This is a genomic window from Caulobacter sp. FV1ye6ST, assembly GCF_058681225.1.
The window spans coordinates 4,874,178-4,893,041 of sequence record NZ_CM178733.1 but is presented as its reverse complement, the minus strand read 5'-3'; the positions used below and the strand labels follow the sequence as shown (position 1 = coordinate 4,893,041).

Genomic DNA, 18,864 nt, shown 5'->3' with positions numbered 1-18,864 from the left:
GGGAAAAGAACGCGCTTCCGTAGAGTTACCCACCGACGCGGCGAATGTCCTCAATGCGGTCCCAGAGTAGGGCGGCGGCGTTGATGCCGGTAAACCGCTTGAGTTGTTGGGCGCCGGTGGGTGACGTGACGTTGATTTCCGTCAGGTACTCGCCGATGACGTCGATGCCGACAAAGATCAGTCCACGGCGCTTCAGCTCCGGGCCGATGATCTTGCAGAGCTCCAGGTCGCGGGCTGTCAGCTCCACCGCCTCGGCGCGGCCGCCGACGCGGAGATTGGAACGGACCTGGCCCTTCGCGGGCACGCGATTGATCGCGCCGACCGGCTCGCCGTCGACCAGCAGGACGCGCTTGTCGCCCTTGCTGACGGCGGGCACGAACTTCTGGGCGATGACCTGCTCGCGGCCGATCATGGCGTGCAGTTCCAGCAGGGCGTCGAGATTGGGATCGTCCGCCAGCAGACGAGCCACGCCCGAGCCGCCGCCGCCGTAGAGGGGCTTCAGGACGATGTCGCCGTGGCGGGCGCGGAAGTCGTAGATCGCCTCGTGGTCGCTGGTGATCAGGGTCGGCGGCTGCACGCCCGGGAAGTCGGTGACGAACAGCTTCTCGGGCGCGTTGCGCACCTCGGTCGGGTTGTTCACCACCAGGGTGTGGGGGTGGATCTTGTCCAGGAAGTGGGTGGCCGTGATGTAGGCCATGTCGAACGGCGGATCCTGGCGCATCAGCACGACGTCGATGTCGTCCTTCATGTCGAGGATCACGCTCTCGCCCAGCTTGGCGTGCGCGCCGTGGACGGCCGACAGCTCCAGGGACTGGGCGCGGGCGAACACCCGGCCGTCTTCCTGTGACAGCTTGTCGGGCGTGTAGACCCACAGCCTGTGACCGCGTTCCTGGGCTTCCATCATCATCAGGAAGGTCGTGTCGGTGTCGATATTGATCCCCAGGACGGGATCCATCTGGACGGCGACTCGCAGCGACATGGGGGCTCCGGAATATCAGGCGGGCGAAATGGCGTGGCTGTGTAGTTAAGCCGATTTCGCGGGATTGCGAGGGCTTGTCGCGGTCGCTTACTGCGCCGGCATGTGGTCGTGCTCGGTGAGACAGGCCACCGCGGCCTGTGTCTCCGGCCCCTCTGCGGTGACCAGATGTCCGTCCACGTATCCGAAGGCGAAGCCCATCTTGTCGGTGGCGGGTGGGGCGGCGCGGTAGAGGCCGCAGCTCACCGCGTGCCCATCACGCTGCTCGTGGGTGACCTCGATGATTTCGCCGGGGACGCCGTCCCGTTGGCGGAGCGCTTCAATGATGGCGCGATTGGCCGCTTCCGGCGCCGTCGGCGCTGCGGGCGCGGGTGGAGGTGTGGCCGGCTTCGAAGCCGGGTCCTTGCAGGCCGCAAGCAGCAGCAAGGTGCTCACGAGGGCGCAGCCCGCGCGCCAGTGTTTCGTCGTCAATTCAGGCCCCTCTAATTCAACCTTAACCTCACCCGCTCTCGCGCTGCCCGGGCGGCGATGGCCGCGCCGCCGTCCAAAGTCTGGGCGCGGGAGAGGGCTTGCAGCGCCCCGGCCAGCGCGCCCTGGCCCTCGCGGGCGGCGGCGACGTCCAGCCAGGGGCGGTGGTCGTTCGGGTTCAAAAGGGCGCGGCGAAGGGCCGAGCGTTCGGCGCGGGGCCAGTCGCGGGCCTGCTGGGCGCGGGCGAAGATGTTGTTCTGCAGGCGGATCAGCACGGCGCGGTCCGAGATCGGCGCCATCAGCAGTTCCAGCCGCGAGGCCACGTCGGGCATCAGGCCCGTGCGCAGGGCCCGGCGCGACAGCTCCGACGGCAGCACCACCCGGCCTTCGCTGAACGGGTCCAGCGCCAGCGGCCCTTCCTCGGTCTCGATGCGCAGCAGGAAGTGGCCGGGGAAGTCGACGCCGTGAAGCTCCAACCCGACCTGGCGGGCGGCGTGCAGGTAGAAGACGCCCAGCGCCACCGGCAGGCCCTTGCGGCGCTCGGCGATGGCGATGACGTCGGCGTTGTCGGGGTGGTCGTAGGTCAGGACGTCGCCGGTCAGGCGCAGGTCGCCGGCCAGGGTCTCGGCCACGGCCTCTTCGGGCGACTCGGCCTCGGCCCGGCGGCGCAGGCGTTCGGCGGCGTTCCGGGCCAGGTCGAGGGCCGGGCCTGTGTCGCGGCTGGGGTCGTCGTGAACCGCGCAGGCCAGGGCCGCCTCGAACAGCGGGAAGCCCGCGTCGGGTCCTTCGCCGGCCTTGGTCAGGATCTCTTCGGCCTCGTCGCGGGTCATGTCACGCCCCCGCCCCAAAGCCATCGGGCCAGGCATTGGGCAGGTGGCGCGGCGGCCGGCCCGGCGCCAAAGCGATCAGGTCGAGGCGCACGGACAGATCGCTCAGCGCCATACGGTGCGCGCTGAGATGGGCGGCGGCGCGGCGCAGGCGGTCGCGCTGGGTCGGCGTCACGGCGTCCAGGGCGTCCTCGATGGTCTTCCTCTGCTTGACCTCCACAACGGCCAGCACCTTGCCGCGTTGCGCCAGCAGGTCGATTTCGCCCAGCGGCGTGGCCAGGCGGAAGCCCAGGATGCGGTAGCCCTTGGCCATCAGCCACAGGGCCGCGACCACCTCGGCCCGACGGCCCAGCTTGCGCGCCGCCGCGCCCCTCTCTTGGCGCGCCTTGGCCTGGCGGACGCCGGCGACCATCAGGCCTGCTCCTTCAAATCTTGGTCTTTTAGGGCCAGCGCCTGGCGGTAGAGATCTTTGCGGGAGAGGCCAAGCGCCTTGGCGACTTCCGAGGCGGCCTCGCCCAGGGGCAGGCGGGCCATGGCCTCGCGCAGGGCGGCCTCGGCGTCGTCGGCGGTGGCCAGTTCCTCGGCGCCGGGACCGACCAGGATGACGATCTCGCCCTTGGGCGCGGTGAAGCGCGGGTCGGCGGCCAGTTCGGCGAGCGGCCCGCGAATGCAGGTCTCGTAGAGCTTGGTCAGTTCGCGGCACACGGCCGCTGGGCGCGTCGCGCCGAACACGGCGGCCATGTCGGCCAGGCAGTCGTCCACCCGCGAGGCGCCTTCGTAGAAGATCAGGGTGGCGCGGGTATTGGCGAATTCCTCGAAGAAGGTCCGCCGCGCGGCGCTCTTGGGCGGCGGGAAGCCGGCGAACAGGAAGCGGTCGGTGGGCAGGCCGGCCAAGGTGAGCGCCGCCAGGGCGGCGGAAGCGCCGGGAATCGGGATCACTGGATGGCCGGCGGCGATCGCTTCCTTGGCCAGGCGATAGCCGGGGTCGGAGACCATCGGCGTGCCGGCGTCCGAGACCAGGGCCACGCGCTCGCCGGCCTCGAGTCGTTCCAGGATGCGCGGTATGGCCCGCTCGGCCACGTGCTCGTCATGGCGTTCCAGCTTGGTCTTGATGGCATAGGCCGCCAGCAGCTTGCCGGTGACGCGGGTGTCCTCGGCCAGCAGCACGTCGCAGGCGGCCAGCACGTCCAGCGCACGCAGGGTGATGTCGCGCAGGTTGCCGATCGGCGTCGCCACCAGATAGAGGCCGGGCGCCAGGGGCGCGTCGGACAGGGCTGGCGGGGGTAGCTGACGGCTCAACACTCAGTGTCCTTCGGTTGGCGGAATGAACCCATATCAGGTCGCGAGCGCGCCTGTCAGCCGATCCAGCACCAGGCGGCCGGCGCGGGTGGCGCGCAGACGGTCGCGATCGTCGACCAGCAGGCCGGTTTCAACAAGGTCGCGGACCTTGGGCAGGTCGGGGGTTAGGCCCAGCGGCGCCATCTCCTCGAAGCTGACGCCATCGTCGATCCGCAGGCCCAAAACGAGGCGCTCCTCGGCGGCTTCCTCGGGGGTCAGGGTCTCGCGCGCGAAACCGACGCCGGTCTCGGTGACCGCGGCGATGTAGTCCTTGATGGCGCGGTGGGCGAGCGTGGCCGCGCGGCCTTCGGGCAGGGCGAGGCGGCCGTGCGCGCCGGGACCGACGCCGACATAGTCGACGCCGCGCCAGTAGACGAGGTTGTGCCGCGAGCGGGCGGCCGCGCCCCTGGCGTGGTTGGAGACCTCGTAGGCGTCGAAGCCGTCGGCTTCCAGGATCTCCTGCGTGGTCTCGAACAGGGTGGCGGCCAGGTCTTCGTCGGGCACGACCAGGGTCCCGCGCCCCACCGCGCGGTCGAAGGCGGTGCCCGCTTCGATGGTCAGTTGGTAGGGCGAGACATGCTCGGGGCCCAGCGCGATGGCTTCAGAAAGTTCCGCGCGCCACGCCGCGTCGGTCTGGCCCGGGCGGGCGTAGATCAGGTCGATCGACAGGCGAGGGAAGGCCTTGGTCGCCGCTGTGATCGCCCGCCGCGCCGCGCCGGCGTCGTGGTTGCGACCCAGGGCCTTCAGGGAGGCGTCATCCAGCGCCTGGACGCCGAGCGACAGGCGCTGGATCCCCGCGTCGGCCAGGGCTTTGAAGCGGTCGGCCTCGGCGTCCGTGGGATTGGCTTCGAGGCTGATCTCCAGGTCGGCGACCGGCGCCCACAGTTTCCGAGCGGCATCGATCACCCGGGCGACCTGGGCGGGGTCCATCAGCGAGGGCGTGCCGCCACCGAAGAAGATCGACAGCAGGGCTCGCTGGCCGGTCAGGGCGCGCTGGGCTTCCAGGTCGGCCACGATGGCGTCGGCCAGCGCCGCCTGCTCGTCGGTCCTGCCCCGGTCGCGCACGACGTTGAAGTCGCAATAGGGGCAGATGCGCGCGCAGTAAGGCCAGTGGACATAGACGCCCAGCGCGGCCCTGGAGGGATCACTCAAACAGCGCCGCCTTCAGTTTGGCGAAGGCCCGGGCGCGATGGCTGATGGCGTCCTTGGCGGCCGGCTCCATCTCGCCGAAAGTCAGGGTCTGGTCCTCGGGCAGGAAGATCGGGTCGTAGCCGAAGCCGCGCGTTCCTCGACCGGGGAACACCAGCGTCCCGTCGACACGGCCCTCGACCACCAGGGCCGGGCCGTTCGGCCAGGCGACGGCCAGGGCCGAGGTGAACCAGGCCGAGCGATCGTCGGAGCCCGTCTCCTCCAGCCGCGTCTCGACGTTCCGCATGGCCGCGACGAAATCCTTGGAGGGGCCGGCCCAGCGAGCCGAGAAGATGCCCGGCGCGCCGTCCAGCGCCTTGACCGACAGGCCGCTGTCGTCGGCAAGAGCCGGCAGACCCGAGCGATCGGCCGCGTGGCGGGCCTTCAGCAAGGCGTTGCCGACGAAGGTGCTCTCGGTCTCGTCGGGCTCGGGCAGTCCCAGCTGGCCGGCGGTGACGATCTCGAAGCGACCGTCCAGCAAGGCGGCGATCTCGGGCGCCTTGCCGGGATTGTGGGTGGCCAGCACAAGCTTCGCGCCTGGTTCAAGCTTTAGCGCCATCCGACATCTCCTTAACGCACTCTGACACGCTTCCTTACCCCGCCTTGGCGACCGCCGTCGACACCACTGTGACCTAACGGCAACTGTTCCGCGCGAGCGTGCATCATTACCAGAGTTTAATATCGTTTCTCGATAAACGACATTGGCGGAACTGGAATCGCGCTCTATCTGTTGACCTGTGGATAGAGGCCGAAATGGCTCGACCCCGTCCACGTCTCCAAACTGGAAAACCCGATGTCCGCCGCCCGCCTGTTCCGCATCGCCGACAAGGTCCTCATGACCGCCATCACCGCCGCGCTCGTCTTGGCCGTGCCGGTGTCGGCCGTGGCCTTCGTGGTGCAGACGCTCTAGGCGGCGTAAGGGTTTCCAGAGCCGAGACTGGGTTTTTTGACGCCCGCCGCGACGCGGGGCAATTTGCTTAGCGTCGCTGTCGGGGGGAAGCAGCCATGCGCGCCTTGGGCCCAGGCTCTGTATCGAGTTTTCTGAAGATCATCCTCGACGTGATCTACGTCGGCCTGTGGATCTTTGTCAGCCTGCTGTCGCTGTTCACGCTGGTCGCCCTGCTGTTCAGCTTCAACCCCGAACTTCTCGCCTCGATGTTGCCGATCAGCGACGCCGTCGAGGCCATCAGCCGCGATGGACCCCTGTTCGCTGGCGCTCTGGCCGCCTGGGCGCTGCTGCTGGGCGGCTGGATGGTCATCGTCGAGCGCCTGCGCAAGATCTTCGCCACCCTGACGGCCGGCGACCCCTTCCACCCCGACAATGTCGTCCGCCTGCGCCTGATCGGCCTCGTCCTGGCGGGCCTCGAAGTCGGTCGGTATGTCTTTTCGGGCATGGCGCGCTGGCTGGCCCCCAAGGCCAAGGTGATCGACGACAGCTTCACCCTGACCGCCTGGTTCTCGGTGCTGGTCGTCTTCGTCCTGGCCGAGGTCTTTCGCGAGGGCGCCCGCCTTCGTCGCGAAGCCGAACTCACGATCTGAACCGGAGCGATCCAAAGCATGCCTGTCCGCGTGAATCTCGACCGCGTGCTGCTCGACCGCCGAATGTCGCTGACGGAGCTGTCCGACAGAGTGGGCGTCACGATCGCCAACCTGTCGATCCTGAAAACCGGCAAGGCCCGCGCCGTCCGGTTCTCGACCCTGGACGCCCTGTGCCGCGAGCTGCGGTGTCAGCCGGGCGACCTGCTGACCTTCGAATATGGGCCGGCTGGCGGGCATGACGACGACGAAGACGACGGCTAGTTCACGCGCGTCACGAAACCGCCAAGGAATCACGGCGTTTCAACGGTGAGGCGGGGGCCTCGCAATCGTAGGAAAAGCCATTGCTCGTGACTCGCGTACTCTTCGCCTCCGCCCTGACCGTCGGCGCCCTCTCGGCCGCCGCCGCCGCCCAAGCCTCCAGCCCGGGGGCCTGGGCCGAGTTCAACCAGCGCGTCACCCGCAGCTGCGTCGCCGCCTCCGGCTACAGGAACGCCCGGCCGTCGCCGATCATCGGCTTCGACGACCGCGTCGGTAAGGTCGCGGTGCTGGTCTCTGATCGCTCTCGCGGCTCCAACAACGCCAAGCTCTGCCTCTACGACAAGGTCAGCCGGAAGGCCTATATCGACAACGCCGACGGCTGGGTCGCCCCGCCCCGGCCGCGCTAGAGCCTGTTCGGTTTAGATGGAACCATCTAAACCGAGTAAACAGGCTCTAAATCATACAGTTAGAGCGCGTTCGAGCGGTTTAACCGCTCACACTTAAACCTAACGCGCTCTAGGCGCTGGCCTTTTTGGGGAGAGGGCGCGCCTAGTAGGCGCGCCCTTTCTCGTCCTCGCGCCACTTCAGAATCATCTGACGGTCGCGGAATTCGAAGGCGTCCAGACGCTTGAGGAAGCTCATCCCCAGCAGCGATCCGTTCATCGGGGCCTTGTTGACCATCACCCGGAAGCCCTCGAGCTTGATCGAGCCGATCTCCAGGCTGTTGGCGTCGTAGGCGGCAGAGTAGCCCTTGCCGTTGGCTGTCTCGGTCTCGTAGCCGTAGTTCAAGGTGTCGACGGCGATGCCCAGGCGGCGGGCGTCGTCGGGACTGAGCAGGGTCTCGGTCGCGCCGGTGTCGACCATGAACCGCACGCGCTGGCCGTTGACCAGACCGTCGACGACATAGTGTCCGCCTTCACCTTGCGGGACGACCAGCGTGCGCTCGCCGACCGCTACGGGCGTGCCGACATTGAAGGCCAGCTTCAGCCGCTGCGGGACCTCGGCCAGCTCGGCGCGGTAGGCGTAGCCCAGGGCCAGGACCGCGATGATCCCGCTCCACATCGCGACATATTTCAGGTGCTGACCGATCGAGCCCTGCATACCGCGCAGCAGCGCCGTCGAGACCAGCACGACCAAGCCGATCTGGTAGACGAGGTCGGCCTTGTCATCGCCGGTCCGCATCGCCTCGGGAAAGGCGCGCCAGAGCGCGAAGGCCAAGGCCCCGACGGCGGCCAGCAGCCCTAGCCACAGCCACAGCCGATGACGCGGGACCCCTGGCGTCGCTGTCCTGACCGCCGGCGGCGGCGCGTCGGGTTGGTCCCAGGGGCCTTTCATCGGACGGCTTTCATCAATTCAGCCGCCGCTTCTTCAGCAGGCTGGCGCGGTCCATCGAGCGGATCTCGACCTCGAAGGCGTCGCCCTCGCGCAGGACCTTCAGCGGCACGCCGACGCCGGCGTCGCCCAAGCTCCACATCGTCTCGTAGAATTCGGCCAGGGTCGAGACCGGCATGCCGTCGACGGCCAGGATCAGGTCGCCGGCCTTCAGCTCGGCGCGGGCGGCCGGACCCTTGGGCGAGATGCCGACGACGACGACGTGGTTGTCCATCTCCTGAGCGAAGACGCCCAGCCACGGCCGCGGCGGATGCGGGCTGCGGCCGCGGGCCAGTTCGTCGAGGATCGGCGGCAGCAGCTCGGCGGGCACGAACATGTTGATCGGCCGGGCCAGGCCTTCGTTGTCGCGGCCTTCCAGGGTCAGGGAGCCGAGGCCGACGAGGTCGCCCTTGGGGCCGATCAGGGCCGCGCCGCTCCAGTGCGGGTGGGCCGGTCCTGTGATGATGGCGTCGTCCAGCAGATATTCCCAGTAGCCGGCGAACGGCATGCGGGCCAGGACCTTGCCGGCCACGGCGTGGGCGCGGCCGCCGGCTCCGGCGGCGATGATCGGCGCGCCGGTATCCAGGTCCCGGGCGCTGCCGATGGTCATGACCGGCAGGTCCAGCGGCTCCAGCGCCTGGACGAGGCCCAGGCCGGACCGAACGTCCAGGCCCAGCACGTGGGCGGGCACGCGGCGGCCGTCGTTGCGCGTGAGGATGACCTCCTCGGCCTCGGTGATCAGATAGGCCATGGTCAGCACCAGACCGCCGGGGCCGACGACAACGCCGTTACCGACGCGCTCGGTCCCCAGGATGCCGGCCGTATAGGCATCGGGTGGCACGGTCGCTTCCAGCGCCACCATCGAGGCCAGCGCCTGGTCCAGGTCGAAGCGATAGGCCTCCGCCGACGGGCGCAGGCGGGCTTCGACTTCATGGCCTTCGAACGGGGTGGGCACGCAGAACTCCTCAATCCCTGGATCTGGAATCTGGGACCGTTACCCCGTTCCGGCAAGTGCGGCAGAACGCGATGGCGCGCCACCACGTTCTCCTTGGGAAAGAAGCAGGCTTAGCCGCCGATCGCCGCGCGCTGGATCTCGAACAGCTCGTTGATGCCCTTTTCGGCCAGGCCGAACAGGGTCTCGAACTCGGCCCGGGTGAAGCCGCGCTTTTCGCCGGTGGCCTGGATCTCGACGATGTCGCCCACGCCGGTCAGGACGAAATTGCTGTCGGCCTCGGCGCTGGAGTCTTCCTCGTAGTCGAGATCGAGCACGGGGGTGTCCTTGAAGACGCCGCACGAGACCGCCGCCACCTGGCCCAGGATCGGGTCGGTCTTCAGCACGCCTTCCTCCAGCAGGTAGTTGACCGCCAGGCGCAGGGCGACCCAGGCGCCGGTGATGGCGGCGGTGCGGGTGCCGCCGTCGGCCTGGATGACGTCGCAGTCCAGGCTGATCTGGCGTTCGCCCAGGGCCTTCAGGTCGACGACGGCGCGCAGGGACCGGCCGATCAGGCGCTGGATCTCCTGGGTGCGGCCGCTCTGCTTGCCGAGAGCGGCTTCGCGGCGACCGCGGGTGTGGGTGGCGCGGGGCAGCATGCCGTACTCGGCGGTGACCCAGCCGGCGCCCTTGTTGCGCATCCAGCCCGGGACGTTCTCCTCGACCGTGGCGGTGACCAGCACCTTGGTATGGCCGAAGCTGATCAGGCACGAGCCTTCGGCGTAGCGGTTGACGCCGGTTTCCAGCGTGACGGCGCGCAGCTGGTCGGGGGCGCGTTCGGACGGACGCATGAGGAAACTCCTGATCTCAGGGATATTTGAATGTGTGTGAGGGGCCGCTTATCCTATTGATAGCCGTAGTTGAAAGAGGCCGACCGCTTTTGTCCGCTGACCGGGTCACAAACGACACGCTGGCATGACCCACCTGTTTCCAGGACCGATCGTCCGCGCCCCGGGTCTGGGCGAGCTGGACTCCCGCGCCCGCGACATCTTCCGTCGGGTCGTGGAGTCGTATCTGGAGACCGGCGAGCCGGTCGGATCGCGCACCATTTCCAAGGGCGGCCTGGCTTTGTCCCCGGCCTCGATCCGCAACACCATGCAGGATCTGGCGCAGCTGGGCCTGCTGGACGCGCCTCACACCAGCGCCGGACGGATGCCGACCCACGCCGGCCTGCGGATGTTCGTCGACGGCTTTCTGGAAGTCGGGGACATCGGCGAAGAGGAAAAGCGCGCCATCGAGGCGCGGCTGGCCGTGAAGGGCCGCTCGTTCGAGGAAGCCCTCGGTGAGGCCTCCTCCATCCTCTCCGGCCTGGCCGGCGGGGCGGGCATCGTCGTCACGCCCGTCCGCGAGGGCGGGGTCAAGCATGTGGAGTTCGTGCCGCTGGGCGGCGGCCAGGTGCTGGCGGTCATGGTGTTCGAGGATGGCCAGGTCGAGAACCGACTGATGCGCCAGGCTCCAGGTGTGACGCCCTCGGCGCTGCAGGAGGCCAGCAACTTCCTCAACGCTCGCCTGCGCGGCCGCACCCTGTCCGAGGCGCGCAGCGAGATGGGCGGCGAGCTGGACATCGCCCGTCGCCAGCTGGACGAGACCGCCGCGCGCCTGGTCGAGGATGGCCTGGCCGCCTGGAGCGGCGGCGAGGGCGACGCCCGCTCGTTGATCGTGCGGGGGCAGGCCAACCTCCTCGTCGACGCCCGGGCCCGCGAGGACATCGACCGCGTGCGCCAGCTGTTCGACGACCTTGAGCAGAAAGGGCAGCTGATCGGCCTGCTGGACGACGTCCGTGACGCCGAGGGCGTGCGCATCTATATCGGGGCGGAGACGCGGCTCTTTTCGCTTTCGGGTTCCTCGGTGATCGCGGCGCCCTATATGACGGGCCGACAGAAGGTGCTGGGCGCGATCGGCGTGATCGGGCCCGCGCGTTTGAACTACGCCCGAGTCATTCCGTTGGTGGACTATACCGCCCGGGTGCTCGGACGGATGATGGATGGATAAGGACTGTACGAGATGACCGACGAGCAAACGCCGGCTGAAGACGTCGCCTTCGAGGGCGTCGAGGACTTTGGCGACGCGTCGCAGGAGATCGCGGCGCTGCAGCTGGAAGTGGCCGCGCTCAAGGAGCAGGCGCTGCGCTACGCCGCCGAGGCCGAGAACACCAAGCGCCGCGCCGAGCGCGAGATGAACGACGCGCGCGCCTATGCGATCCAGAAGTTTGGCCGCGACCTGCTGGGCGTCGCCGACAACCTGTCGCGCGCCACGGCCCACAGCCCCAAGGATTCGACCGACGCGGCGGTGAAGAACTTCATCATCGGCGTCGAGATGACCGAGAAGGAGCTGCTGGGCGCCTTCGAACGCAATGGCCTCAAGCAGATCGCGCCGGCCAAGGGCGAGAAGTTCGATCCGCACCTGCACCAGGCCGTGATGGAGCAGCCGGCGACCGACGTCGCCGCCGGCGGCGTGATCACCGTGCTGCAGGCCGGATACGAGCTGATGGGCCGCCTGGTGCGTCCGGCCATGGTCGCCGTGGCGGCCAAGGGCTCGACCGGCCCCTCCGCCAACGAGCCCTCGGCGGCCGCCAATCCGTATGCCGGCGCCGGCGCGGACGGCGACAGCTCGGGCGGTTCGTTCGACCAGAAGGCCTGACGAGGCCGAAAGCTTCGTTTTTCGGACCGCGGGGCGCGCGAATGACGGGCGCGCCCCCTTTCGCCCTCCGCGCTTTGCGATAATGTCGGCGGTCCATTCTCAACGGGGGTAGCGGGCGATTCCTTGCGTTCAGCCCGCACGATCTGGACCGGACTATGAAGCTTACAATCGAACGGGCGGCGCTCCTGAAGGCGCTGAGTCACGTGCAGAGCGTCGTCGAGCGGCGCAACACCATTCCGATCCTGTCGAATATCCTGCTGTCGGCCGAGGGTGATCGCCTGTCCTTCTCGGCCACCGACCTGGACATGGAGATCATCGACGAGGGCTTCGCCCAGATCGACGTGCCCGGCCAGATCACGGCGCCGGCCCACACCCTCTATGAGATCGTCCGCAAGCTGCCCGACGGCGCCGACGTTTCGCTGAGCTTCAGCGGCGACGATCCGCGCCTGGTGATCCAGGCCGGCCGCTCGCGCTTCAACCTGCCGGTGCTGCCGGCCGGCGACTTCCCGGTGATGAGCAGCGACGGCCTCTCCAGCCGGATCGCGGTCGACACCAACGAGCTGATCCGGCTGATCGACAAGACCCGCTTCGCGATCTCGACCGAAGAGACCCGCTATTATCTGAACGGTCTCTACGTCCACACGGTCAACGAGGGCGGCGAGACCAAGCTTCGCGCCGTGGCCACCGACGGCCACCGTCTGGCCCTGGCCGAAATGCCGGCCCCCGAGGGCGCTGTCGGCCTGCCAGGCGTGATCGTGCCGCGCAAGACCATCGCCGAGGCCCGCCGCCTGATGGAATCGGCCGGCGAGACGGTCGACCTGCAGGTCTCGCCCCAGAAGGTCCGCTTCGAGTTCGGCCAGGCCGCCCTGACGTCCAAGGTCATCGACGGCGCCTTCCCGGACTATCTGCGCGTCATCCCGCGCGACAACGCCAAGATCCTGACCCTGGACAACGACCTGTTCGCCAAGGCCGTCGACCGCGTGGCCACCATCTCGGCCGAGAAGAGCCGCTCGGTGAAGCTGGCCATCGAGCCGGGCCGCATCACCCTGACCGTCCGCAACATGGAAGCCGGCCAGGCCGTGGAAGAGGTCGAGGTCGATTACGACGGCGAGCCCTTCGAGATCGGCTTCAACGCCCGCTACCTGCTGGACGTCTGTGGCCAGATCGGCGGACCGATCGCCGAGTTCCGCTTCGCCGACCCGGCCAGCCCGACCCTGGTGGTCGATCCGGTCGATCCGGGCGTGAAGTACGTGCTGATGCCGCTACGGGTCTGATCTTTTCGTTCGAAGCCACCGCGCGCTCTGGGAGCGCTGACGCCTGGATGCTCTCGCATATCGTCGTATTGCGATTGCTCGTAAGCGCGCTACAGTCCGTTTCCTAAGAAAACGGGAGGTGGCCCATGGCCAAGCTGAACTACGTGACGGTCGGTTCGAACGACCTGGAGAAGGCCAAGGCCTTCTATGACGGCCTGCTCGGCTCGATCGGCATGAAGCCCTTGTTCGAGCATCCGTCCGGCGGCCGCCTCTATCGTGGCGATGGCTGCATGTTCGGGGTGCTGGGACCGTATGACGGCAATCCCGCCTGCATCGGCAACGGCATGATGGGCGGCTTCGCCTTCGACACGGTCGAGGAGGTCGACGCCTTCCACGCCAAGGCGCTGGAGTTGGGCGGCACGGACGAGGGCGCGCCGGGGGCGCGGATGCCCAAGGTCTATTTCGCCTATTTCCGTGATCTGGATGGCAACAAGCTCTGCGGCTACAAGATGGGCTAGGGTTGAAGGCCAAGTTTCGCCCCGATTAGGGCCGCTTTCGGTCTCTATCGGGGCGCAACCCACGTCGAATTCGACGTGGAGATGAGCATGCGTATCGCCTGGGAGCGCGTTGGCGCGGTCGCGCTGAGCGTGGGTATCTGGACCCTGCTGCTGGTCTCCGGGCGGCATGCCATGCACCTGGCCCGGGGCGAGGTTCACACCCTGGCTCACCTTGCGTTGGGGCGACGCGGTCGCTTCGTCTGAAGTGCGGGGCTGCGCATCGCTCCTGAAATGCTATTAGGCGCTCATGGCGTCGGCCGCTTTGCTTTCCCTGACCTTGACGGACTTCCGCTCGTACGAGCGCGCCGGCCTCGAGACCGAGGGGCGTAGCGTCTACCTGTTCGGGGCCAACGGGGCCGGCAAGACCAATCTCCTCGAGGCGATCAGCCTGCTGAGTCCCGGAAAGGGGCTGCGGGGCGCCAGCATGGCCGAAGTCGGCCGGCGGATGCCCGGCGAGACCGTCGGCCGCGCCTGGGCCGTGGCCGCGGAGGTCGAGTCCGGTGAGGATGCTCCCCTCCGCATCGGCACCGGCGTTGAACAGGGCGGGGCCGCCCGACGCACCGTCCGCATCGAGGGCGAGACCGTCTCGCCCGGTCGCCTGGCCGACCTCGTCCGGCCGATCTGGCTGACGCCGGCCCAGGATCGCCTGTTTCTGGAGGGCGCCTCTGAGCGCCGCCGGTTCTTCGACCGGCTCGTCTTCGCCGGCGAGCCTGGCCACGCGGCCAACGCCAACGCCTATGACAAGGCCCAGCGCGAGCGCATGCGTCTGCTGACCGACGCGGTCGAGGCCGGTCGCGCGCCGGACGCGACCTGGCTGAACGCCCTGGAGGCTCGGCTGGCGGAGTCCGGCGCCCTGCTGAGCCAGGCCCGGGCCCGCACGCTGCTAGCCCTCCAGAACGAGATCGACGGACGCGGCGACCGGCCGTTCCCACAGGCTCGCCTGACCCTGACCGGCGAGTGGGAAAAGTTGGCGCTGGACGAGGTTACGTTCGCGGAAATCGAGGAACGCCTGGCCGCCGCCCTGGCCGCCGCGCGCCCTCGCGATGGGGCCGCGGGGCGCGCCTTGACGGGCCCTCACCGAGGCGATCTGGCCATCTTCCACGTCGAGAAGGACCGTCCGGCGGCGGAATGCTCCACCGGCGAGCAAAAAGCCCTGATTTTGAACCTGGTTTTGGCCCAGGCGGCGCGACTTTCGCGTGCGGAATCCGCGCCGAATCCTGTAATATTGCTCGACGAAGTCGCCGCGCATCTCGACCTTACCCGTCGGGCCGCCTTGGCCGACGAACTCACGGCGCTCAAGCTCCAGGCCTTCCTCACCGGCACGGACGAGTCGCTGTTCGACCATCTCAAGGGTCGGGCGCTAGGCGTTCGCGTGGGCGATGCCGGCCTGACCACCCTGGAAGACGAATGACCGAGAACACCGAAGACCAAGTTCCCGAAGTGTCGGCCCCCGAAATGACCACCGAAGAAGCCGCCGCCCAGTACGGCGCGGATTCGATCAAGGTGCTGAAGGGTCTGGACGCCGTCCGCAAGCGCCCCGGCATGTACATCGGCGACACCGACGACGGCTCGGGCCTGCACCACATGGTCTACGAGGTGGTCGACAACGCCATCGACGAGGCCCTGGCCGGTCACGCCACCAAGGTCCAGGTGATCCTCAACGCCGACGGCTCGGTGACGGTCACCGACGACGGCCGCGGCATCCCGGTCGACATGCACGAGGGCGAAGGCGTCTCGGCGGCCGAGGTCATCATGACCCAGCTGCACGCCGGCGGTAAGTTCGACCAGAACAGCTACAAGGTCTCGGGCGGCCTGCACGGGGTGGGCGTCTCGGTTGTCAACGCCCTGTCGGATTGGCTGGAGCTGCTGATTCACCGGGGCGGCAAGGTCCACCAGATGCGCTTCGAGCGCGGCGACGCGGTGACCTCGCTGAAGGTCACGGGCGACTCGCCGGTGCGGACGGAAGGTCCCAAGGCTGGCGAACTGCTGTCGGGCACGGAAGTGACCTTCTTCCCGTCGCGGTCCACCTTCGCTTTCATCGAGTTCGACCGGAAGACCCTGGAGCACCGCCTGCGCGAACTGGCGTTCCTGAACTCGGGCGTGACGATCTGGTTCAAGGACCTGCGCGACGCCGAGCCGTGGGAAGAGAAGCTGCACTATGACGGCGGCATCGAGGCTTTCGTCCGCCACCTGGACAAGGTCAAGACCCCGCTTCTGAAGGCCCCGATCTCGGTGCGCGGCGTCAAGGACAAGGTCGAGGTCGACCTCGCCCTGTGGTGGAACGACAGCTATCACGAGCAGATGCTGTGCTTCACCAACAACATCCCGCAGCGGGATGGCGGCACGCACTTGTCGGCCTTCCGCGCGGCCCTGACCCGGATCATCACCGGCTATGCCGAGAGCTCGGGCATCACCAAGAAGGAGAAGGTCAGCGTCGGCGGCGAAGACGCCCGCGAAGGCCTGACCTGCGTTCTGTCGGTCAAGGTGCCGGACCCCAAGTTCAGCTCGCAGACCAAGGACAAGCTGGTCTCGTCCGAAGTGCGCCCCGCCGTGGAAAACCTGGTGCAGGAAGGCCTGGCGACCTGGTTCGAGGAGCATCCGGCCGAAGCTCGGGCCATCGTCAGCAAGATCGCCGAGGCCGCCGCGGCCCGCGAAGCCGCCCGCAAGGCGCGCGAACTGACCCGCCGCAAAAGCGCGCTGGATATCACGTCACTGCCCGGCAAGCTGGCCGACTGTTCCGAGCGCGACCCGGCCAAGTCCGAGATCTTCATCGTCGAGGGCGACTCGGCCGGCGGTTCCGCCAAGCAGGCCCGCAACCGCGACAACCAGGCGGTCCTGCCGCTGCGGGGCAAGATCCTGAACGTCGAGCGCGCCCGCTTCGACAAGATGCTGTCGTCCGACCAGATCGGCACGCTGATCACGGCGCTGGGGGCCGGCATCGGCCGCGACGACTTCAACCCGGACAAGGTGCGCTACCACAAGATCGTGCTGATGACCGACGCCGACGTCGATGGCGCCCACATCCGCACCCTGCTGCTGACCTTCTTCTACCGGCAGATGCCGGAGCTGATCGAGCGCGGCTACATCTACATCGCCCAGCCGCCGCTCTACAAAGCCGCCAAGGGCAAGTCCTCGCGCTATCTGAAGGACGACAGCGAGATGGACGCCTTCCTGATCGACGAGGGCGTCGACGGGGCGGAGCTGGACCTGCCCTCCGGCGAGCGCCGCACCGGCCAGGACCTGCTGGCGCTGGTGCAGCTGTGTCGTCAGGCCAAGGGCAACATCGATCGCCTGGCCGCCCGCGCGCCGTCGTTCGCCGTCGAGCAGTCGGCCTTGGCCGGCCTGCTGGGCGACAATCCCGACATCCCCGCGGCGGCGGCCCGTCTCGACCTCTATGCCGAGGAGGGCGATAGCCCCTGGATCGGAGAGCGCGGTGATACGGCCTATGTCTTCAAGCGCATCCGTCGCGGCGTCACCGAGAGCGTGGTGCTGGACGACGGCCTGCTGCACGCGGCCGACGCCCGTCGCCTGGCCGAGCGGGCCGGGGCTCTCGCCGAGATCTTCTCGGGCCGAGCCGTGTTCCGCCGTAAGGACAAGTCGACCACCGTCCGGGGGCCGATGGACCTGATCGCCGCCGTGATGGACGCCGGTCGCAAGGGGCTGAGCATTCAGCGCTACAAGGGTCTGGGCGAGATGAATCCCGACCAGCTGTGGGAGACGACGCTGGATGTCGAGGCCCGCACCCTGCTGCAGGTTCGCGTCAACCACGCCGACGACGCCGACGAGATGTTCAGTCGCCTGATGGGCGACCTGGTCGAGCCGCGCCGCGAATTCATCCAGGAAAACGCCCTGGACGCAGAGGTCGATGTCTAAGCCTCGGTAGAGGGGTGGACCGGCTCATTATGAATGAGATTGATCCACGGTAGCTGAGGCTGTGCGTCAGGTCTTTGAGACCTGGGCTATGGTCAAAGAAGGGGCCAGCTCAGCTGGCCCCTTTTGCGTTTTTCCTTGGAGAGCTCGCTCTCAGTGGATGCCCGCCGTCAGGCGTATTCGCGGAAATCCGCGTCGTCGACGTCAGGACCGCCGTGGGTGAGATCAAGCGCGAAGCCCTTCGCGCGGGTCTGCTGGGCGGCCACCGACTGACGGGGGGGCGATGCGGCGGCGGACTTGCGGACGGTTGCCGCAGGGGGACGTTTGGCGGGGGGGGCGCGGCGCCGGTCGGCGCGCGGGCGCGCCATGGGCGCTGATCCGGAAGTACGCGATCGAGGCCTGCAGTTCCTCGGCCTGGGCGGCCAGTTCCTCGGAGGTGGCCGACATCTCTTCGGACGCGCTGGCGTTCTGTTGGGTGACCTTGTCCAGTTGCTGGATGGCCTCGTTAATCTGCGACGAGCCGACGTCCTGCTCGCGGCAGGCGGCGCTGATTTCCGAGACTAGTTCAGCGGTCTTGCGAATATTGGGGACCAGCTCGGTCAGCATGTCGCCGGCGGACTGGGCGGCCTTCACGGTTTCCGACGATACGGCGCCGATTTCGGTGGCGGCGGTTTGGCTGCGTTCGGCCAGCTTGCGGACTTCCGAGGCCACGACCGCGAAGCCGCGACCATGTTCGCCGGCGCGAGCGGCTTCAACGGCGGCGTTCAAGGCCAGCAGGTCGGTCTGGCGAGCGATCTCCTGAACGATGGTGATCTTCTCGGCGATCGTGCGCATCGCGTCGACGGCGCGGTTGACCGCCTGACCCGAGGTTTCGGCGTCCGAAGCCGACTGGCGGGCGATCTTCTCGGTCTGGGCGGCATTGTCGGCGTTCTGCTTGATGTTGGCGGCCATCTCTTCCATCGAGGCCGAGGCCTGTTCGGCGGCGGAAGCCTGCTCGGTGGCGCCCTGGCTCATCTGCTCCGAGGTCGCCGAAAGCTCCTGGCTGCCCGCCGAGACATTCTCAGAGGCCGAGATCGCGTCGGCGACCACGCCGCGCAGGCGCTCGATCATGCTCTCCAGGGCCATGCCCAGGACATCCTTGACCGAGCGTGGCTTTGCCTCCACCGTCAGGTCTCCATCGGCCACCTTGTCGGCGAGGCTGGCCGTGTCGCGCAGGTTGGCGACCATGTCGCGCAAGGAAATGCCCAGGGTGTCCTTGTCCGAGAGCGGCTTGATCTCGACGGACAGGTCGCCGGCGGCCACCTGGTCGGCGATAGCGGCCGTGGCGCGCAGATTGCGGGTCATGCCGTTGACCGTGATCACCAGATCCTTGATTTCGTCGTTGGTCTTGATTTCGACTTCGTGGCTCAGATCGCCGATCGCCACGGCGTCGACCGCCGCGCTGATCTTCCCGAGGCCGATGCCGATGATCATTGAAATCCATGTCGCGCCGGCCACCGCGATCAGCAGGGCCAAGCCGGCCACGACCAGCAACGTCGTCCGGGCGCTGGCGAAGGTCTTGTCCGTCGCTTCATCAGCCGCCTTCATC

The 18,864-nt window shown here is 68.1% G+C and carries 21 protein-coding genes and 1 pseudogene; 11 read left to right on the top strand and 11 right to left on the bottom strand.

Annotated elements, in window-relative coordinates; translation table 11 throughout:
• Positions 1-25 precede the first annotated feature (25 nt).
• The 7 genes from gshB to rdgB form a co-directional block, all read right to left on the bottom strand.
• The gene (gshB, locus tag ACW175_RS23240) at positions 26-979 is read right to left on the bottom strand and encodes a glutathione synthase (RefSeq protein WP_492102275.1); all 954 of its coding nucleotides are present in this window, start codon (positions 977-979) and stop codon (positions 26-28) included.
• Between the two features lie 87 nt (positions 980-1,066).
• Positions 1,067-1,447, bottom strand: coding sequence for a hypothetical protein (locus ACW175_RS23235; RefSeq protein WP_492102274.1), 381 nt, complete (start codon positions 1,445-1,447; stop codon positions 1,067-1,069).
• Between the two features lie 11 nt (positions 1,448-1,458).
• On the bottom strand, positions 1,459-2,274 hold the full coding sequence (locus ACW175_RS23230) for a SirB1 family protein (RefSeq protein ID WP_492102273.1): 816 nt from the start codon (positions 2,272-2,274) through the stop codon (positions 1,459-1,461).
• Position 2,275: 1 nt separating this feature from the next.
• Positions 2,276-2,683 carry a YraN family protein gene (locus tag ACW175_RS23225; RefSeq protein WP_492102272.1) on the bottom strand — a complete coding sequence of 136 codons (408 nt, stop codon included), beginning with the start codon at positions 2,681-2,683 and terminating at the stop codon, positions 2,276-2,278.
• A complete protein-coding gene (rsmI, locus tag ACW175_RS23220) occupies positions 2,683-3,570 on the bottom strand; it encodes a 16S rRNA (cytidine(1402)-2'-O)-methyltransferase (protein WP_492102271.1) in 888 nt (295 codons plus the stop codon). Before rsmI ends, ACW175_RS23225 begins: the two co-directional genes overlap by 1 nt.
• Positions 3,571-3,606: 36 nt before the next feature.
• Positions 3,607-4,761 (bottom strand): radical SAM family heme chaperone HemW, encoded by a 1,155-nt coding sequence (gene hemW, locus ACW175_RS23215; RefSeq protein WP_492102270.1) that lies wholly within the window; start codon positions 4,759-4,761, stop codon positions 3,607-3,609.
• Positions 4,754-5,356 (bottom strand): RdgB/HAM1 family non-canonical purine NTP pyrophosphatase, encoded by a 603-nt coding sequence (rdgB, locus tag ACW175_RS23210; RefSeq protein WP_492102269.1) that lies wholly within the window; start codon positions 5,354-5,356, stop codon positions 4,754-4,756. The genes hemW and rdgB overlap by 8 nt, the downstream gene beginning before the upstream one ends.
• Before the next feature lie 234 nt (positions 5,357-5,590).
• On the opposite strand from rdgB, the gene ACW175_RS23205 reads away from it, so the two are divergent.
• The 4 genes from ACW175_RS23205 (at position 5,591) to ACW175_RS23190 (ending at position 7,001) form a co-directional block, all read left to right on the top strand.
• Positions 5,591-5,707, top strand: coding sequence for a hypothetical protein (locus ACW175_RS23205; protein WP_492102268.1), 117 nt, complete (start codon positions 5,591-5,593; stop codon positions 5,705-5,707).
• A gap of 95 nt (positions 5,708-5,802) precedes the next feature.
• Positions 5,803-6,336: a DUF2975 domain-containing protein gene (locus ACW175_RS23200; protein ID WP_099581882.1), complete on the top strand. Its 534-nt coding sequence runs from the start codon at positions 5,803-5,805 to the stop codon at positions 6,334-6,336.
• 18 nt (positions 6,337-6,354) lie between these two features.
• On the top strand, positions 6,355-6,597 hold the full coding sequence (locus tag ACW175_RS23195) for a helix-turn-helix domain-containing protein (RefSeq protein ID WP_492102267.1): 243 nt from the start codon (positions 6,355-6,357) through the stop codon (positions 6,595-6,597).
• 86 nt (positions 6,598-6,683) lie between these two features.
• Entirely contained in the window at positions 6,684-7,001 is a 318-nt protein-coding gene (locus ACW175_RS23190; protein ID WP_492102266.1) for a hypothetical protein, read from the top strand.
• 142 nt (positions 7,002-7,143) lie between these two features.
• Here ACW175_RS23190 and ACW175_RS23185 read toward each other — a convergent pair whose 3' ends face one another.
• The 3 genes from ACW175_RS23185 to rph all read right to left on the bottom strand — a co-directional run bounded on the left by ACW175_RS23185 (position 7,144) and on the right by rph (position 9,747).
• Positions 7,144-7,929 carry a retropepsin-like aspartic protease family protein gene (locus ACW175_RS23185; protein WP_492102265.1) on the bottom strand — a complete coding sequence of 262 codons (786 nt, stop codon included), beginning with the start codon at positions 7,927-7,929 and terminating at the stop codon, positions 7,144-7,146.
• A 13-nt stretch (positions 7,930-7,942) separates the two neighbouring features.
• Positions 7,943-8,920, bottom strand: a complete 978-nt coding sequence (locus tag ACW175_RS23180; RefSeq protein ID WP_492102264.1) for a S1C family serine protease — start codon at positions 8,918-8,920, stop codon at positions 7,943-7,945.
• Between the two features lie 110 nt (positions 8,921-9,030).
• Complete coding sequence (gene rph, locus ACW175_RS23175; protein WP_492102263.1) at positions 9,031-9,747, bottom strand: ribonuclease PH; 717 nt, start codon at positions 9,745-9,747, stop codon at positions 9,031-9,033.
• A 124-nt stretch (positions 9,748-9,871) separates the two neighbouring features.
• On the opposite strand from rph, the gene hrcA reads away from it, so the two are divergent.
• The 7 genes from hrcA to gyrB all read left to right on the top strand — a co-directional run bounded on the left by hrcA (position 9,872) and on the right by gyrB (position 17,279).
• Positions 9,872-10,948 (top strand): heat-inducible transcriptional repressor HrcA, encoded by a 1,077-nt coding sequence (hrcA, locus tag ACW175_RS23170; protein WP_492102262.1) that lies wholly within the window; start codon positions 9,872-9,874, stop codon positions 10,946-10,948.
• 12 nt (positions 10,949-10,960) lie between these two features.
• Positions 10,961-11,596 carry a nucleotide exchange factor GrpE gene (gene grpE / locus ACW175_RS23165; protein WP_492102261.1) on the top strand — a complete coding sequence of 212 codons (636 nt, stop codon included), beginning with the start codon at positions 10,961-10,963 and terminating at the stop codon, positions 11,594-11,596.
• 155 nt (positions 11,597-11,751) lie between these two features.
• Positions 11,752-12,870: a DNA polymerase III subunit beta gene (dnaN, locus tag ACW175_RS23160; RefSeq protein WP_492102260.1), complete on the top strand. Its 1,119-nt coding sequence runs from the start codon at positions 11,752-11,754 to the stop codon at positions 12,868-12,870.
• A 125-nt stretch (positions 12,871-12,995) separates the two neighbouring features.
• Positions 12,996-13,367, top strand: a complete 372-nt coding sequence (locus ACW175_RS23155) for a VOC family protein (protein WP_492102259.1) — start codon at positions 12,996-12,998, stop codon at positions 13,365-13,367.
• An 87-nt stretch (positions 13,368-13,454) separates the two neighbouring features.
• Positions 13,455-13,610, top strand: coding sequence for a hypothetical protein (locus ACW175_RS23150; RefSeq protein ID WP_492102258.1), 156 nt, complete (start codon positions 13,455-13,457; stop codon positions 13,608-13,610).
• A gap of 43 nt (positions 13,611-13,653) precedes the next feature.
• Positions 13,654-14,817: a DNA replication/repair protein RecF gene (gene recF, locus ACW175_RS23145; RefSeq protein ID WP_492102257.1), complete on the top strand. Its 1,164-nt coding sequence runs from the start codon at positions 13,654-13,656 to the stop codon at positions 14,815-14,817.
• Entirely contained in the window at positions 14,814-17,279 is a 2,466-nt protein-coding gene (gyrB, locus tag ACW175_RS23140) for a DNA topoisomerase (ATP-hydrolyzing) subunit B (RefSeq protein ID WP_492102256.1), read from the top strand. The genes recF and gyrB overlap by 4 nt, the downstream gene beginning before the upstream one ends.
• A gap of 167 nt (positions 17,280-17,446) precedes the next feature.
• Here gyrB and ACW175_RS23135 read toward each other — a convergent pair.
• Positions 17,447-18,704, bottom strand: a pseudogene (locus tag ACW175_RS23135) (methyl-accepting chemotaxis protein); the annotation flags it as partial.
• Positions 18,705-18,864: the final 160 nt, after the last annotated feature.

Coding starts and splice junctions, on each gene's coding strand:
- gshB (WP_492102275.1), bottom strand. CDS start 979: ATGTCGCTGCGAGTCGCCGTCCAGATGGATCCCGTCCTGGGGATCAAT.
- ACW175_RS23230 (WP_492102273.1), bottom strand. CDS start 2,274: ATGACCCGCGACGAGGCCGAAGAGATCCTGACCAAGGCCGGCGAAGGA.
- ACW175_RS23225 (WP_492102272.1), bottom strand. CDS start 2,683: ATGGTCGCCGGCGTCCGCCAGGCCAAGGCGCGCCAAGAGAGGGGCGCG.
- rdgB (WP_492102269.1), bottom strand. CDS start 5,356: ATGGCGCTAAAGCTTGAACCAGGCGCGAAGCTTGTGCTGGCCACCCAC.
- ACW175_RS23205 (WP_492102268.1), top strand. CDS start 5,591: ATGTCCGCCGCCCGCCTGTTCCGCATCGCCGACAAGGTCCTCATGACC.
- ACW175_RS23200 (WP_099581882.1), top strand. CDS start 5,803: ATGCGCGCCTTGGGCCCAGGCTCTGTATCGAGTTTTCTGAAGATCATC.
- ACW175_RS23195 (WP_492102267.1), top strand. CDS start 6,355: ATGCCTGTCCGCGTGAATCTCGACCGCGTGCTGCTCGACCGCCGAATG.
- ACW175_RS23185 (WP_492102265.1), bottom strand. CDS start 7,929: ATGAAAGGCCCCTGGGACCAACCCGACGCGCCGCCGCCGGCGGTCAGG.
- rph (WP_492102263.1), bottom strand. CDS start 9,747: ATGCGTCCGTCCGAACGCGCCCCCGACCAGCTGCGCGCCGTCACGCTG.
- hrcA (WP_492102262.1), top strand. CDS start 9,872: ATGACCCACCTGTTTCCAGGACCGATCGTCCGCGCCCCGGGTCTGGGC.
- grpE (WP_492102261.1), top strand. CDS start 10,961: ATGACCGACGAGCAAACGCCGGCTGAAGACGTCGCCTTCGAGGGCGTC.
- dnaN (WP_492102260.1), top strand. CDS start 11,752: ATGAAGCTTACAATCGAACGGGCGGCGCTCCTGAAGGCGCTGAGTCAC.
- ACW175_RS23155 (WP_492102259.1), top strand. CDS start 12,996: ATGGCCAAGCTGAACTACGTGACGGTCGGTTCGAACGACCTGGAGAAG.
- ACW175_RS23150 (WP_492102258.1), top strand. CDS start 13,455: ATGCGTATCGCCTGGGAGCGCGTTGGCGCGGTCGCGCTGAGCGTGGGT.
- recF (WP_492102257.1), top strand. CDS start 13,654: ATGGCGTCGGCCGCTTTGCTTTCCCTGACCTTGACGGACTTCCGCTCG.
- gyrB (WP_492102256.1), top strand. CDS start 14,814: ATGACCGAGAACACCGAAGACCAAGTTCCCGAAGTGTCGGCCCCCGAA.